General features: G+C 59.8%; 14 protein-coding genes. 5 read left to right on the plus strand and 9 right to left on the minus strand.

Annotated elements, in window-relative coordinates; all coding sequences use genetic code 11:
• Positions 1 to 11: 11 nt before the first annotated feature.
• From hflX to LRL22_RS04630, 8 genes are all read right to left on the minus strand, one after another.
• The gene (gene hflX / locus LRL22_RS04595; RefSeq protein ID WP_270904817.1) at positions 12 to 1,298 is read right to left on the minus strand and encodes a ribosome rescue GTPase HflX; all 1,287 of its coding nucleotides are present in this window, start codon (positions 1,296 to 1,298) and stop codon (positions 12 to 14) included.
• Between the two features lie 63 nt (positions 1,299 to 1,361).
• Complete coding sequence (gene hfq / locus LRL22_RS04600; protein WP_216980178.1) at positions 1,362 to 1,625, minus strand: RNA chaperone Hfq; 264 nt, start codon at positions 1,623 to 1,625, stop codon at positions 1,362 to 1,364.
• Positions 1,626 to 1,697: 72 nt separating this feature from the next.
• Entirely contained in the window at positions 1,698 to 2,627 is a 930-nt protein-coding gene (miaA, locus tag LRL22_RS04605; RefSeq protein ID WP_270904818.1) for a tRNA (adenosine(37)-N6)-dimethylallyltransferase MiaA, read from the minus strand.
• Complete coding sequence (gene mutL / locus LRL22_RS04610) at positions 2,617 to 4,482, minus strand: DNA mismatch repair endonuclease MutL (RefSeq protein ID WP_270904836.1); 1,866 nt, start codon at positions 4,480 to 4,482, stop codon at positions 2,617 to 2,619. The genes miaA and mutL overlap by 11 nt, the downstream gene beginning before the upstream one ends.
• 3 nt (positions 4,483 to 4,485) lie before the next feature.
• On the minus strand, positions 4,486 to 4,665 hold the full coding sequence (locus LRL22_RS04615; protein ID WP_159158265.1) for a hypothetical protein: 180 nt from the start codon (positions 4,663 to 4,665) through the stop codon (positions 4,486 to 4,488).
• A 16-nt stretch (positions 4,666 to 4,681) separates the two neighbouring features.
• A complete protein-coding gene (locus LRL22_RS04620; RefSeq protein WP_270904819.1) occupies positions 4,682 to 6,370 on the minus strand; it encodes an N-acetylmuramoyl-L-alanine amidase in 1,689 nt (562 codons plus the stop codon).
• Between the two features lie 23 nt (positions 6,371 to 6,393).
• On the minus strand, positions 6,394 to 6,867 hold the full coding sequence (tsaE, locus tag LRL22_RS04625; protein WP_005339056.1) for a tRNA (adenosine(37)-N6)-threonylcarbamoyltransferase complex ATPase subunit type 1 TsaE: 474 nt from the start codon (positions 6,865 to 6,867) through the stop codon (positions 6,394 to 6,396).
• Positions 6,868 to 6,877: 10 nt separating this feature from the next.
• Positions 6,878 to 8,389 carry an NAD(P)H-hydrate dehydratase gene (locus tag LRL22_RS04630; RefSeq protein ID WP_270904820.1) on the minus strand — a complete coding sequence of 504 codons (1,512 nt, stop codon included), beginning with the start codon at positions 8,387 to 8,389 and terminating at the stop codon, positions 6,878 to 6,880.
• A 60-nt stretch (positions 8,390 to 8,449) separates the two neighbouring features.
• Between LRL22_RS04630 and queG the strand changes: the two genes are divergently transcribed.
• Positions 8,450 to 9,604 carry a tRNA epoxyqueuosine(34) reductase QueG gene (gene queG, locus LRL22_RS04635; protein WP_270904821.1) on the plus strand — a complete coding sequence of 385 codons (1,155 nt, stop codon included), beginning with the start codon at positions 8,450 to 8,452 and terminating at the stop codon, positions 9,602 to 9,604.
• A gap of 111 nt (positions 9,605 to 9,715) precedes the next feature.
• Entirely contained in the window at positions 9,716 to 10,456 is a 741-nt protein-coding gene (gene ppgK / locus LRL22_RS04640; RefSeq protein WP_005339062.1) for a polyphosphate--glucose phosphotransferase, read from the plus strand.
• 105 nt (positions 10,457 to 10,561) lie between these two features.
• On the opposite strand, the gene LRL22_RS04645 is transcribed toward ppgK, so the two are convergent.
• Complete coding sequence (locus LRL22_RS04645) at positions 10,562 to 11,017, minus strand: hypothetical protein (RefSeq protein WP_270904822.1); 456 nt, start codon at positions 11,015 to 11,017, stop codon at positions 10,562 to 10,564.
• Positions 11,018 to 11,522: 505 nt separating this feature from the next.
• On the opposite strand from LRL22_RS04645, the gene metN reads away from it, so the two are divergent.
• Genes metN through metQ form a run of 3 tightly spaced genes read left to right on the plus strand, consistent with a single transcriptional unit; the run spans position 11,523 to position 14,026 of the window.
• Positions 11,523 to 12,566 carry a methionine ABC transporter ATP-binding protein MetN gene (gene metN, locus LRL22_RS04650; protein WP_216959256.1) on the plus strand — a complete coding sequence of 348 codons (1,044 nt, stop codon included), beginning with the start codon at positions 11,523 to 11,525 and terminating at the stop codon, positions 12,564 to 12,566.
• The gene (locus tag LRL22_RS04655) at positions 12,547 to 13,200 is read left to right on the plus strand and encodes a methionine ABC transporter permease (RefSeq protein WP_005339070.1); all 654 of its coding nucleotides are present in this window, start codon (positions 12,547 to 12,549) and stop codon (positions 13,198 to 13,200) included. The genes metN and LRL22_RS04655 overlap by 20 nt, the downstream gene beginning before the upstream one ends.
• A gap of 25 nt (positions 13,201 to 13,225) precedes the next feature.
• Complete coding sequence (metQ, locus tag LRL22_RS04660) at positions 13,226 to 14,026, plus strand: methionine ABC transporter substrate-binding lipoprotein MetQ (protein ID WP_216959259.1); 801 nt, start codon at positions 13,226 to 13,228, stop codon at positions 14,024 to 14,026.
• Positions 14,027 to 14,089: the final 63 nt, after the last annotated feature.

Consider the following 14,089-nt stretch of genomic DNA (forward strand, 5'->3'; position numbering starts at 1 on the left):
TCATCAACGAATCAATGCCTGATAAAGCGTTGTAAACTCTCACCTTCCTGTTTCACGAGGCGGTTCCAGTCGGCCACTTGCAAGCGGACTTCCAGCACGAAATCACCCTCCTCGCTAAAACCTTCCTGCTCAATCCCTTTCAGCTGATAGAGCGCACTGCGCAATCTCGCGGCAGAAGGAGGTAACTGCAGGGTGTGATGCACCATGGAGCCAGCCAGCAATTCGGTCAGCGCCGTAAACAGATGCTCACAACCTTCACCAGTCTGGGCCGACAACCAGACGCGCAACGGGCGCCCCTCGTCATCTCGCTCCAGACCTGTCGGACGATCCGCCAGCTTGTCGATCTTGTTGCAGATCATCAGCTGGGGCCTGTCATCGGCTTCGATCTCGGCCAACACCTGCTGCACGGAGTCGATATTCTCCTGCATCTGCTCATCGGCACAGTCCACCACATGCAGCAGCAGATCCGCTTCACGGGTCTCCTGCAGGGTCGCCTTGAAGGCCGCGACCAGATCATGGGGCAAGTGTCGAATAAATCCAACTGTATCCGCCAAAATCACATCACCCACATCCCGGATCACCAGTTTACGCAGGGTGGGATCCAGAGTTGCGAACAATTGGTCGGCAGCATACACGCTGGCAGCTGTAAGTTGGTTGAACAAAGTGGACTTTCCGGCGTTGGTATAACCAACCAGTGACACCGTCGGTACTTCATTGCGGTTGCGGGCGCGGCGTCCCTGCTCCCGCTGCTTGGCCACCTTGTCGAGCCGACGCAAAATCGCCTTGATGCGTTCCCGCAGCAGACGTCGGTCAGTTTCAAGCTGGGTTTCACCCGGACCACGCAGACCAATCCCGCCCTTTTGACGCTCAAGGTGGGTCCAGCCTCGCACCAGACGAGTGGAAAGATGGCGCAACTGGGCCAGTTCGACCTGCAGTTTACCTTCATGGGTTCGGGCGCGCTGGGCAAAGATATCGAGGATCAGGCCGGTTCGGTCCACCACTCGGCACTGGAACAGACGCTCCAGATTGCGCTCCTGGGCAGGGGTCAGGGCATGGTTGAAGATGACGACGTCAGCATCCAGCATCTGGACTTGGGACGCAATCTCTTCAGCCTTGCCGCTGCCGACAAAAAATTTGGCGCTGGGCGCACTACGACTGGTGGTGATCACCCCCAGCGCATTGACTCCGGCCGAGCTCACCAACATTTTGAGCTCTTCCAGATCCTCCCGCTCACCCTCATCACTGAAGTTGACATGCACCAGAACGGCCTGTTCGCCAGCTTCATAACGGTCAAACAAGCGCTTGCTCCTTAACAGGAATCATGATGAATCTGAGTTGGCGAGTCGACTCGCCCAGGGATATCACGCCTCGGCATCACCCTGATCATCAGCCGCGCCACCCGGAGTGGGCTGGTGATGATTAACGGCACGGGCCGGTACGACAGTCGAGATGGCGTGCTTGTAAACCATCTGACTCACGGTGTTTTTCAGCAGGATAACAAACTGGTCAAAAGACTCGATCTGACCTTGCAGTTTGATGCCGTTCACCAAATAGATAGAAACAGGAATCCGCTCACGGCGCAGCGCATTCAAAAACGGGTCTTGGAGAGATTGCCCCTTAGCCATTTTTCTTTTCCTTATAGTTTGTTGTTTTTAAACACCGAATATCAATATAACAACCTGATTATACAGGGAGTGTCAAGCCGCACCAGCGCGAGCAAGCACGCGGTCGAGATTGCCAGACTCACCAGATTCCAACCAGGTCACATCGGGCCAGCCGCGCAACCAGGTCATCTGTCGTTTTGCCAATTGGCGTGTGGCAACAATGCCACGATAACGCATCTCATCATACCCCACTTCACCGCACAGGTAGTCCCACATTTGGCGATAACCCACACAGCGAATGGAGGGGAGATCCGGGGTCAGATCGCCGCGCGCCATCAGCGCACGAACCTCCTGTTCAAAGCCACCTTGCAGCATCTTGTCAAAGCGCTGTTCGATCCGCTGATGCAGCACGGCGCGATCGCTCGGGGCGATGGCAAACTGCTGCACCCGATAGGGTAAGCCCTCCCCCTGCACCTGCGTCAGTTCGGTAAGGGTCTTGCCGCTGATGCGGTAGACCTCCAGCGCCCGGGAGAGTCGCTGCGGGTCATTGGGGTGGATCCGCGCACCGGCCACCGGGTCGATGCGCACCAGCTCATCGTGCAGCGCCTGCCAACCGAGGCGGGTAGCCTCTTCCTCAATCCCGGCACGAATGGCGGGATCGGCAGAGGGCAATGGGGACAACCCCTCCAGCAGCGCCTTGAAATAGAGCATGGTGCCGCCCACCAGCAGAGGAATGCGGCCACGGTCGGCGATCTCTTTCATCTCCCGCAGGGCATCCTTGCAAAAATCGGCAGCCGAATAGCTCATGGCGGGATCAAGAATGTCGATCAGCCGGTGCGGGGCACGTGCCAGTTCATCGGCGGTCGGCTTGGCCGTACCTATATCCATGCCGCGATAGATCAGCGCCGAATCGACGCTGATGATGTCGCAAGGCAATGCCTGGCACAGTTCAATGGCGAGATCCGTCTTGCCGGAGGCCGTCGGCCCCATCAGAAAAATTGCGGTCGGCAAGTCACTCGCCATGTTCAAACTCCTCCAGCACGGTCGCCAACGAAAGGGGACGCACCATGCGAATGTCTGCCAGTTGGTCACTGAAATCAATCACAAGTTCCGTCAGCAGACGACTGGCAGTTGAAAAATCGTATATCTTCTCGCGGCTTATCCCCTGCTCCACCAGCCATTGGCATAATACTTCAGCCTGCTGACCAGCATCACTGTCAGATCCGCCCTCGATAATTTGCAGCAATTCGGGTAACAGACGCACCAGATCGGTCTGGCGCAGCAGAGCCGGCACCCGAGTCAGGATCATGGTGTCGCGCCCCCCGCTTTTCAACTCCAGCCCCATCCGTTTCAGCAAACGTTCCTGCTCGGTCACCAGCGCGATCAAATTCTTCGGCAGCTTGAAGGAGACCGGCAGCAACAGCGGCTGGGCCGCCAGTCCCTGACCCCAGGTCTCCAGCAGCCAATGGCGTAGCAGCACACGCTCAGCGCGTACCAGCGAAAGCAGGGCCAGCTGATTATCCCGCTCGATCAACAGGTAGGCCTGCTCCACCAGTGTCAGGGCGCGACATCCCCCCTGTTTGGGTGACGGCACTGGATCAGTGGGCTGCACAGGAGCAGCCTCAGCTTCGATAGGCAGCGTAGTTAGCAGAGCGCCCATGCCGCGCATCGCCTCCCGGCTTGGGGGCTCGGGCGGTTGATAATTGCTGGCTCGGCCAGCCCCACCGCCCCCCTCCCGCACCTGTGCAGGTGCCCGGTAGCTGTGCTCGGCACCGTACCATTCGGGACGTGGTGCCTGACCGGGATATTCAATCTGCGGACTGACCGGCAACTCGACCAGAGTTTCGGCCAGCGGCGCATCCTGATGAGCGGCACTGACACCTTTGCGGCGCAGCGCAGTAAACAGCGCCTGAAAGATAAAGTCGTGGATCAGTCGCGCCTGATGGAAGCGCACCTCATGCTTGGCCGGGTGGACGTTGACATCCACCTGACGGGGATCCAGCTCGATATAGAGCACATAGGCGGCGAAGCGGTCGGGAGGCAACAACTCGTCATAGGCCTGACGAATAGCGTGGTTGATGAGCTTGTCGCGCATCATCCGGCCGTTGACATAGGTGTATTGCAGATCGTTTTGCGGTCTTGCCCCCTCCGGAGTCGCCAGCCAGCCCCACAGACGCACGTCGCTATGCTCGCTCTCCACCGCCAGCGCATGGTGCATGAAGGGAGTGCCGCAAACGGCGGCGAGACGTCGCTCCTGCTCCGGCACGGTATTGGCAGCCTTGTACTGGCGCACCACCTTGCCATTGTGGCGCAGGATCAGGGTGGCATCGAAGCGGGAGAGCGCGATGCGGCGCACCAGCTCATCGATATGGGCAAACTCGGTCTTTTCGCTGCGCATGAACTTGCGCCGCGCGGGGGTATTGAAGAAGAGATCCACCACCTCCACCGTGGTGCCCACCGGATGGGCCGCCGGCTTGATGGTGACGCTCATCTCCCGCCCTTCCGCCTGGGCTTGCCAAGCCTCGGACTGCTCGGCGGTACGGGAGGTGAAGGTGAGACGGGAGACCGAGCTGATGGAAGCGAGCGCCTCGCCACGAAAACCGAGGCTGTTGATCCCTTCCAGATCATCCAGCGTGGCCACCTTGGAGGTCGCATGACGCGATAGCGCCAGCACCAGCTCGTCTTTGGCGACGCCACAACCGTTGTCACGGATGCGGATCAGCTTGGCGCCCCCCTTGTCGATGTCGATCTCGACCCGGTCGGCCCCCGCATCCAGGCTGTTCTCCACCAGCTCTTTCACCACAGAAGAGGGCCGCTCCACCACCTCTCCGGCTGCAATCTGGTTGGCCAGAATGGGTGGCAAAATACGGATCGGCATCATTTACTCCTGAATTTCAATCTTGCTGATGGTCAGTCTCTTAAGGCTCCAGGAGGGCCGCTCCACCACCTCTCCACCAACCGGAATCTGGTTGGCAAGGATAGGGGGCAATATACGGATCGGCATCGCTGACTCCTGAATTTCAATCTTGCTGATGGTATTCGCTAACAGCGGGAGCGGCATCGCCCGCTCCCGCGCGTCAGTTTTGCGGAATGTAGAGCACCTGCCCTACCTGGATATTCCGCGACTTGAGCTTGTTGATCTCTACCAGTCGAGCCTGACTCACCCCATGTTTCTCGGCAAGGCGGGAGAGACTCTCGCCCCGCTTGACCACATGGCGGATCATCTGCGACTTGTCGTCACTGCGAACGGGGGCGGCAGCGCGGCTCTGCCCTTGCTGGGGAATATAGATTGTTTGACCAATCTGAATATCCCGGCTGCGCAGCTGGTTGATCTCCACCAGAGTGGACTGACTCACTCCATGCTTCTCGGCAAGGCGAGAGAGGCTCTCGCCCCGTTTGACCACATGGCGGAGCATCCGCGATTTGTCATAGTCCCCCACACTGCTGACCGGTGCACCGCTCTCCTGCGCTGCAGCCGAGTAAGGCTTGATCACCCCGGCGCCAGAGCCGCTCCCAGCACCGCCGTCGCGGGCGGTGGCGGGCATCTTGTTGGTCACTACCGGCTGCGACTGTGCCTGCCAGGGCTGGCTCACCGGCTGCCGGGCTACCGGTGCAGGGCGAGTAGCGGCAGGTTGGCTCACCTGCCCCTTGCCGGTCAGCATGGCCCCCTTGGTCGGGTGAGCGCGGTAGTAGTTACGGATCCCCTCGAAGATGGCGCGGGCCAGCTGGTCCTGATAGCTGGCGGTGGCCAGCAGCTTCTCTTCCGCATGGTTGGAGATAAAACCGGTCTCCACCAGCACCGAGGGAATATCCGGCGCCTTCAGCACCGCCAGACTGGCATGCTCCGGCGCCTTCTTGTGCAGTCGGGCAACCTTGCCCATGGAGCGCAGGATCTGGCGGCTGACGTCATATCCTTCGGCACGGGACTTGTCCATGGAGAGGTCGAGGAAGGTCTGTGCCAGATAGGGGTTGGGATCGGATTCCGCCAACACCTTGCCGACACCGCCCAGCAGCTCGCCCTGCTTCTCCTGTTTCTCCAGCCAGCTGCCCATCTCTCGGTTGGCACGGTTGGTCGACAAGACCCAGACCGAGGCGCCGCGCGGAGTCGAGTTATGAAAACTGTCTGCATGGATAGAGACCAGCAGATCCGCCTTGGCCTTGCGGGCAATCTCGGAGCGCTTGTTGAGATCGACGAAGTAGTCGCCACGACGGGTCAGCACGGCACGCATCCCGGGTTCACGATCGATCAGTGCCGCCAGCTTCTGGGAGACCGCCAGCGTGACCCGCTTCTCGTAGGTACGGCGCGGGCCGATGGAGCCCGGGTCTTCCCCACCGTGGCCCGGGTCGATGGCAATCACCACCCCCTTGCCCTTGCCACCGACAGGCGTGGATTGCACTGCTGCCGCCGAGCGCTTCTCTTCATAAGGGAGGTCGATGACCAGACGGTGACCATAGGGCCCGGCTGGCGCCAGCGGAAAGACCACCGGCTTGATGGCGGAGCTGAGATCCATCACCAGCCGCAGACCGCCCTTCTCCAGCGGTGTGCTCTGGCGGATCTTGCGCACCAGTTCGCTGTTGTTCTCGATCCGGGCCAGATTGGCGGCGTTGCTCGCCCCTTTCAGATCGATTACCAGCCGATCCGGGCCGGTGAGGGTGAAGTAGTTGTAATTGGGGGCGCTGCTCATATCGAGCACCACCCGGGTGTTATCCGGTGATGGCCAGATTCGTACGCTCTTGAGCTGATTCGCCCAAGAGGGTAACGCCATCAAAGAGAGAGCAATAACAAGGATCAAGCGCACGTAGATGACAACCGTTCCAGAATGGCTTCGCCAATAGCAGTGCGAGCCTCTATCAGAACCTCGCGCTGCTCGCCTACATAAGTGAGGGTAATTTCCAGGTCGGGAGCCGGTAACCAGCCCTCGCCCTTCTCGGACCACTCCACCAGACAGAGTGTGTTGGCGGCAAAATAGTCCCGAATGCCCATGAATTCCAGCTCTTCCGGATCAGCCAGGCGATAGAGATCGAAATGGTAGACCTGCCAACCATCGAGCTCATAGGGTTCGACCAGAGTGTAAGTCGGGCTTTTTACCTTGCCCTGATGGCCAAGGCCCTGCACCCAGCCGCGGGTCAGGGTGGTTTTACCGGCGCCAAGCGTGCCATGCAAAAACACTGTGGTCGCCTGCTGGCAGGCCTGTGCCAGACGGCCACCCAGTGCCACGGTTGCTGCCTCGTCCGGCAGTGTCATCATCAACTGTTTTGCCATGTTCTTCTTTTTAACTTGTAATGGTGTCGGGATTAACCAGTTTGCGGATCAGCGGCAGCAGATCTGACGCCAGCATGCCCCGCTCGCCGTCAGCGGCGGCCTGATCTGCGGCCTCGCCGTGGATCACGGCGCCCAGCCAGCTTGCCATGGTGGCAGACCAGCCCTGGGCCAAAAGGGCGGCGATTATACCAGATAACAGATCGCCCATGCCGCCACTTGCCATGCCGGGATTGCCTTCACAACAGAGAGCGACCCGCTCGCCGTCATAAATAAGTGTTCCCGCCCCTTTTAACAACACCACACCGCCATAACGCCGCTGCAGCGCCTGCACGGCGGCAAACCGGTCGGTTTCAATCTCGGCAATGGAGCATCCCAGCAGGCGCGCTGCTTCGCTGGGATGGGGCGTGAGCACCCAATTATCCTGATGGCGGGGAGATTGCGCCAGCCAATTCAATCCATCGGCGTCCAAAACCAGTGGCAGCCGGTCGGTGAGATAACGGGCGATTTGCGCGCTTCCCCACTCATCCTGACCGAGCCCGGGGCCAATGACCCGCACCGACGCCCACCCCTCGTCATCAGCGGTAGTGAGACTCATCAGTTCGGGTTGATAGAGGCTGACCGGCGGATGTTCCGGATGCTGACACACCCGCACCAGCCCGGCCCCCGCCCGCAGGCAGGCGCGAGCCGCCAGCACGATGGCCCCCTGCATGCCGCGATTGCCCCCCACCAGCAGCACCTTGCCATAAGAGCCCTTGTGGGAAGCGCGCGGGCGCGGGGTCAGCTGCGTGCAGAGCAGCGGATAATCGATACGCCAGGCGGCGGGCAGCATAGTGTCATCAGGTGTGACGCCAAGGGGATCACAGTCGAGCTGGCCGACGCAATCCACCCCGTCGCCGGTGAGCATCCCCTGCTTGATACCGATAAAGGTGAGGGTGCGAGTGGCCTGCACCACGGCCCCCATGGCACGGCCGGTATCGCCGTTGAGGCCGGAGGGGAGATCCACCGCCAGCACGGGCACAGCCAAGCCATTGATTGTTGCGACGATCTTTGTCAGTAGTGGCGAGAGGGAGGTGTTGACGCCGGTGCCAAGCAGGGCATCGACCACCAGATCCGGGGTGGAGTGCTGGTCCCCATCAAACTGCTCGGCCAGCCAGACCCGGCCACCGGCCGCCAGCCACTCATCGGCGGCCCGTCTGGCATCCCCCTTCAGCTGGTCGGGTGCTCTGGCGGCAATCACCACCACCTCGATGCCAATCTGGCGGGCAAGGCGGGCCAGTACATAGCCATCACCGCCGTTATTACCGGGGCCGACGAAAATCCACCAACAGCGACTGTCGGGCCAATGCAGGGTGGCATAGGTGCGCAGCGCGGCACCGGCTCGCTCCATCAGGGCATAGAGAGGTTGCCCCTCATGCGCGACCCAGTTGCGCTCCAGTGTGTGGATCTGTTCAGTCTGCCACAGCCCCTGTGGTAAACTGCCGCCCTCTTTTGTGCCCAACGCGCCCCTGATGATCTCTACCATGACGGCTCCCGCCTCTTATCAATCGACCCACGCCAGCAAACGCCAGCCAGGCCAAGCCGCATGAGCGCACCTGACTTCCACCAGCTGGCCCACGATATCAAGCTCTGGGCACGGGAGCTAGGATTTGACCAGGCGGGCATCACCGACACCGACCTGCGTATCGAAGAGCCGAGATTGCAGGCCTGGCTGGATGCGGGCTATCACGGCAGCATGGATTACATGGCACGTCACGGCATGATGCGGGCGCGCGCCCACGAGCTGCTGCCGGGCACGGTGCGGGTGTTGTCGGTGCGGATGAACTACCTGCCGTTCGAGGCAGGCTTTGCTGCCACCCTGCGCGATCCGACCCTCGGCTATATCAGCCGCTATGCCCTCGGCCGTGACTACCACAAGGTGCTGCGCAACCGGCTCAAACAGCTGGGTGATCGCATCGAAGCGCGCTGCGCTGAGCTGTTTCAAGGCACTGAAGAGACCTTGGGTGAGTGGCGCCCCTTCGTAGACTCCGCCCCCATCCTCGAGCGGCCACTGGCAGCCAAGGCGGGCCTCGGCTGGGTTGGCAAACACTCACTGCTGCTCAACGAATCGGCCGGCTCCTTCTTCTTTCTCGGTGAGCTGTTGCTCAACCTGCCGCTGCCGCTCGACCAGCCAGTGGAGAAGGAGCAGTGCGGCAAGTGTGTCGCCTGCATCAACATCTGCCCGACCGGCGCCATTGTTGCCCCTTATGTGGTGGATGGCCGCCGCTGCATCTCCTATTTCACCATCGAGAACGACGGTCCTATTCCGGAAGAGTTCAGGCCCCTGATGGGCAACCGCATCTACGGCTGCGACGACTGCCAGCTTATCTGCCCCTGGAATCGCTACGCAGATGCCAGCCCGGAACCCGATTTTAGCCCCCGCCCAAGCCTGCACCGCCCGCCCCTGCTGGCGCTGTGGTGCTGGAGCGAGAGCGACTTTCTCAAGCAAACCGAAGGGAGCCCGATCCGCCGCATCGGTTACCAGCGCTGGCGCCGCAATCTGGCAGTCGCCCTTGGCAATGGCCCGGCGACCCCCGAGGTGATCGCGGCCCTGCAACTGGGGCTGACCACCGCCGATCCCATGGTGGCCGAACATATCGAATGGGCGCTGGCCACCCTTGCCCGGCGTCAGGATGAAGAGAACAAGAAGACCCGTTTGCTGATCCGCTGCATCGAAAAAGGTCTGTCGGATCACGCATAAGTGATCTGCCCCTTGCCGGATTGCAGCACTTTTTTCATGCTCTGCCGACCTGCAGTGCCCATAACAGCGTGGTCACTGCAAACTGGTCGGCACACAACAAGGACAACACTGATGCATATGTTGGGAGTGGATATTGGAGGCTCAGGGATCAAGGGCTGTCTGGTCGATACCAAAACCGGCGAATTGATTGGCGAGCGCCATCGCATTGCCACACCGCAACCGGCCACCCCGGCCGCCATCGCCCATACCCTCAAGGCGCTGGTCGAACATTTCGACTGGAAAGGACCGGTGGGCTGCGGCTTTCCCGCCACCATCCACAACGGGGTTGCCAAGAGTGCCGCCAATATCGACAAGAGCTGGATCGAAACCGATGCCGAGCATCTGTTTGCCGATGTCACCGGCAAGCCCTGCTATGTGCTGAATGATGCCGATGCCGCCGGTCTGGCCGAGATGCGCTTTGGCGCCGGCAAGGATCGCAAGGGGGTCATCATCCTCATCACGGTCGGCACCGGCATCGGCACCGCCATCTTCGTCAACGGCCATCTGCTGCCCAACACCGAGCTGGGCCATCTGATGCTGGAAGGAATGGTCGCCGAGCACTACTGCTCCGATGCGGCGCGCAAACGGGAAGATCTCTCCTGGAACCGCTGGGGCAAGCGTTTCAACAAGTATCTGGCGCGCCTCGAGTTTCTCTTCTCCCCCGACCTATTCATTCTGGGGGGCGGCAGCGCAGCCAAGCTGGATAAGTTTGTCGATCGCATCGAGACCCGGGCGCCGCTTATTCCGGCGGCCAGCCTCAATCAGGCGGGCATTATCGGGGCCGCACTCTACGCGGCCGAGCAGCAGGGCTGACCCAGGCTCACTGCAAATCAGTAGATATCCAAGAGAAAGGGCCCGGCACTGCTGCCGGGCCCTTTTGTTTTGCGGCCATCTTGCGTGTTTGGTGCTTATCACCCGCTACATGTCGTCGAGTCGATGCACACCGTGCACCAGCCGAGTCAAGCGGGTCTGCTCCAGCCCGGCCAGATTCTCGAGCAAAGCGGTGGTGGCCGGTGTCGGGCACTCCCTGGCCAGATGGCTCAGCTCGCCCACCAGCTGCTCTTCCCAGCGGCATACCTGAGTGACGATATCCTGGGTCTGGACTGATGCCGGCAGCTCGAAGCGGGTAATGGCAGGCAGCATATCCTCGCTGAAACTCTGGTTCAGCCAAGTCTCCCTGACCGCCTCTCCCAGATGAGCGGCATATTCGTGCAGATGGGCACTGGCCGCATCCTCACGCCCTTGCAGATAGACCAGCAACATCCGGCTGCGTTCGCTGTCCACCTGACTGGTCAAACGCCCGTAACAGAGTCCGAGCTGGTGATGAACCTGCTCAAGATAGTGCAGCAACTCTTTGATCTGTTGGAATCTCATCGCACTGCCCTCCATGCTTGTCGACATCATCAGTATAAAAAACCGGCGCAACTGACCCAATCCCTATCCGAGCCCCTCTTGCGCTGCATCAAGGTTGACGCCGACAAAGTGGCCGTCAGGTGATCCGGTCGCGAATAGGGAACGATTTGTGCAGCAATTTGTGTAACGATGGAGGAGCATTAAGCTCGACAGCAGATGTGAACAAAAACGGGCTGACACACTAATAAAACCAGCATTTACCCGATATAAACCATCTTTAATTCGGTTATCTGCCGCAGGGACGAAACAGGATCTGGCAGAGCAACAATACCATCCTGATCGTTATCCGCCTGACAGAAATCCTTATCACTTTTTTAGACGTCTAGACGTAAAAACATGCATTGACATGGCCATCCAGACATCTTAGCATCATCCTCCATGATGACAGAGTAACCCAGTGGAACCTCTGCCCAATTTCCCCGCCTGTAGCGCCCTGTGCTTTAAGGCTGTTAGCACGGAAGAATCCATGATTAAGTTGATCGGTCTCAACAAAGTCTACGGTACAGGCAGTGACGCCGTGCACGCCCTGCGTGATGTGAGTCTGCATGTACCCCAAGGCAAAATTTTCGGGGTGATCGGTGCCTCCGGTGCCGGCAAGAGTACCCTCATTCGTTGTGTCAACCTGCTGGAGCGCCCGACAGAGGGTCAAGTCATCGTTGATGGCCAGGATCTGGTCGCCCTGAGCGAACGGGATCTGACCCAGGCTCGCCGCCAGATCGGGATGATTTTCCAGCACTTCAACCTGCTTGCCTCCCGCACTGTGTTTGCCAACATCGCCTTTCCGCTGGAGCTGGCAGGCTGGAGCAAAGAGAAGATCCAGCAACGGGTTGCCGAACTGCTGGCGCTGGTCGGGCTGGAAGCCCGTGCCCAGGCCTATCCGTCCGAGCTTTCCGGCGGTCAGAAACAACGCGTCGCCATTGCCCGCGCACTGGCACCCGCCCCCAAAGTACTGCTCTGTGACGAGGCCACCTCGGCCCTCGACCCGCAGACCACCCGCTCGATCCTGACCCTGCTCAAGGAGATCAACGTCAAGCTGGGGCTCACCATCCTGCTCATCACCCACGAGATGGATGTGGTGAAGGGGATCTGTGACGAAGTGGCCATCATCAGCGACGGCCGTCTGATCGAACAGGGCGAAGTGGCCTGGTTCTTCAGCAATGCCAAGACCCAGCTGGCTCGTGACTTCATCCACTCCACCATCCATCTGGAGGTACCGCAGGAGTATCAGGATCGGATGAGCAGCGAGCGGGTGCCGAGCAGCTACCCGCTGGTGAAACTCGGCTTTACCGGCAGCACGGTCGATACGCCGCTGATCTCCGAGGCGAGCCGCCGTTTCAACATCGACATCAGCATACTGAGCGCAGACATCGAGTACGCAGGTGGCGTCAAATTCGGTTTCCTGCTGGCCGAGCTGTTCGGGGATGAAGCCCAGTGCGAGGCCACCCAGCAGTTCCTTATCGACAACCACATTCAGCTGGAGGTAATGGGTTATGTCCGAAGCCATGATTAATCTGCTCATCACGGCCCTGGGCGACACCCTGATCATGGTGTTTGCCTCCGCCCTGTTCGGCTGCCTGCTGGGCCTGCCACTCGGCGTAGCGCTGCATGTGACCAAGGCGGGCCAGATCCTGGCCAACCCCTTGCTCAACCGTACTCTGGGCATGGTGGTCAACGTGGGTCGCTCGGTGCCCTTTATCATCCTGCTGGTCGCCATCATTCCGCTGACTCGGCTGATTGTCGGCACCAGTATCGGCACCATCGCTGCCATAGTGCCGCTGACTGTCGGTTGCATCCCTTTCATCGCTCGTCTGGTGGAAGGGGCCCTGATGGAAGTGCCGGACGGCCTGCTGGAAGCGGCCAAGGCGATGGGCGCCAAACCGCTGCAAATCATCACCAAGGTGCTGCTGCCCGAGGCTCTGCCCGGCATCCTCAACAGCGTCACCATTACCCTCGTCACTCTGGTGAACTACTCGGCCATGGCCGGGGCCATCGGTGGCGGTGGTCTGGGGGATGTGGGTATTCGTTATGGTTATCAGCGCTTTGACCCGACCGTCATGCTGGTGACCGTGGTTATCCTGGTAGTACTGGTTCAACTTATCCAGAGCGCGGGTGAGCGCCTGGTCAACAAATGTGATCATCGTTAATCGTCGATTTCTGACAGGAGGTTTTATGAAATTTGGCATCAAATCCTTTGCAGCTGCCCTGCTGGCTGGTCTGGTTCTGGCCGGTTGCGGTCAAAAAGAAGAGAGCAAGGTTCTGAAAGTGGGCGCTATTGCCGGCCCGGAGACCGAACTGGTTGAAGTGGCTGCCAAGGTAGCCAAAGAGAAATACGGTCTGACAGTCGAAGTGGTCAACTTCTCCGACTACGTCACCCCGAACGTGGCGCTGAACGATGGCAGCATCGACGTCAACGCTTTCCAGCACAAACCCTATCTGGATGCGCAAGTACGTGATCGCGGCTTCAAGCTGGTGCCGGTTGGCAACACCTTCGTCTATCCGATTGCCGGTTACTCGAAGAAAATCAAGGCGCTGAGCGAGCTGCAAGATGGCGCCCAGATCGCGGTACCGAACGATCCGACCAACCTGGGTCGCTCGCTGATCCTGCTGGCCAAACAGGGTCTGATCACCCTGAAGGATGGCGCCGGTCTGGAAGCCACCGTACTGGATATCGCCAGCAACCCGCGCAACTTCAAGATTGTCGAGCTGGAAGCAGCCCAACTGCCGCGCTCGCTGGAAGACGTAGACTTGGCCATCATCAACAACACCTTCGCCGGTCAGATTGGTCTGACCCCGACCGAGAACGGCCTGTTTGTTGAGGACAAAGAGTCCCCCTACGTCAACCTGATCGTCGCCCGCGACAACAACAAGGATGACGAGAAGGTCAAACAGTTCGTACAAGCTTTCCAGACCGATGATGTCTACAAGAAAGGTCTCGAGCTGTTCAAAGGCGGCCTGGTAAAAGGTTGGTAATTGCTCACTCGGCAAAAAAGGCCACGCAATGCGTGGCCTTTTTTATTGGCGCCGCTATCATAT

Source organism: Aeromonas sp. PI_26 (assembly GCF_027854445.1).
GTDB classification, from domain to species: domain Bacteria; phylum Pseudomonadota; class Gammaproteobacteria; order Enterobacterales; family Aeromonadaceae; genus Aeromonas; species Aeromonas veronii.

Excerpts from the sequence above, each read along its gene's own strand:
- hfq (WP_216980178.1), bottom strand. The coding sequence starts at position 1,625 with ATGGCTAAGGGGCAATCTCTCCAAGACCCGTTTTTGAATGCGCTGCGC.
- miaA (WP_270904818.1), bottom strand. The coding sequence starts at position 2,627 with ATGGCGAGTGACTTGCCGACCGCAATTTTTCTGATGGGGCCGACGGCC.
- mutL (WP_270904836.1), bottom strand. The coding sequence starts at position 4,482 with ATGCCGATCCGTATTTTGCCACCCATTCTGGCCAACCAGATTGCAGCC.
- LRL22_RS04615 (WP_159158265.1), bottom strand. The coding sequence starts at position 4,665 with ATGCCGCTCCCGCTGTTAGCGAATACCATCAGCAAGATTGAAATTCAG.
- LRL22_RS04620 (WP_270904819.1), bottom strand. The coding sequence starts at position 6,370 with ATGGCGTTACCCTCTTGGGCGAATCAGCTCAAGAGCGTACGAATCTGG.
- tsaE (WP_005339056.1), bottom strand. The coding sequence starts at position 6,867 with ATGGCAAAACAGTTGATGATGACACTGCCGGACGAGGCAGCAACCGTG.
- LRL22_RS04630 (WP_270904820.1), bottom strand. The coding sequence starts at position 8,389 with ATGGTAGAGATCATCAGGGGCGCGTTGGGCACAAAAGAGGGCGGCAGT.
- queG (WP_270904821.1), top strand. The coding sequence starts at position 8,450 with ATGAGCGCACCTGACTTCCACCAGCTGGCCCACGATATCAAGCTCTGG.
- ppgK (WP_005339062.1), top strand. The coding sequence starts at position 9,716 with ATGCATATGTTGGGAGTGGATATTGGAGGCTCAGGGATCAAGGGCTGT.
- LRL22_RS04645 (WP_270904822.1), bottom strand. The coding sequence starts at position 11,017 with ATGAGATTCCAACAGATCAAAGAGTTGCTGCACTATCTTGAGCAGGTT.
- metN (WP_216959256.1), top strand. The coding sequence starts at position 11,523 with ATGATTAAGTTGATCGGTCTCAACAAAGTCTACGGTACAGGCAGTGAC.
- LRL22_RS04655 (WP_005339070.1), top strand. The coding sequence starts at position 12,547 with ATGTCCGAAGCCATGATTAATCTGCTCATCACGGCCCTGGGCGACACC.
- metQ (WP_216959259.1), top strand. The coding sequence starts at position 13,226 with ATGAAATTTGGCATCAAATCCTTTGCAGCTGCCCTGCTGGCTGGTCTG.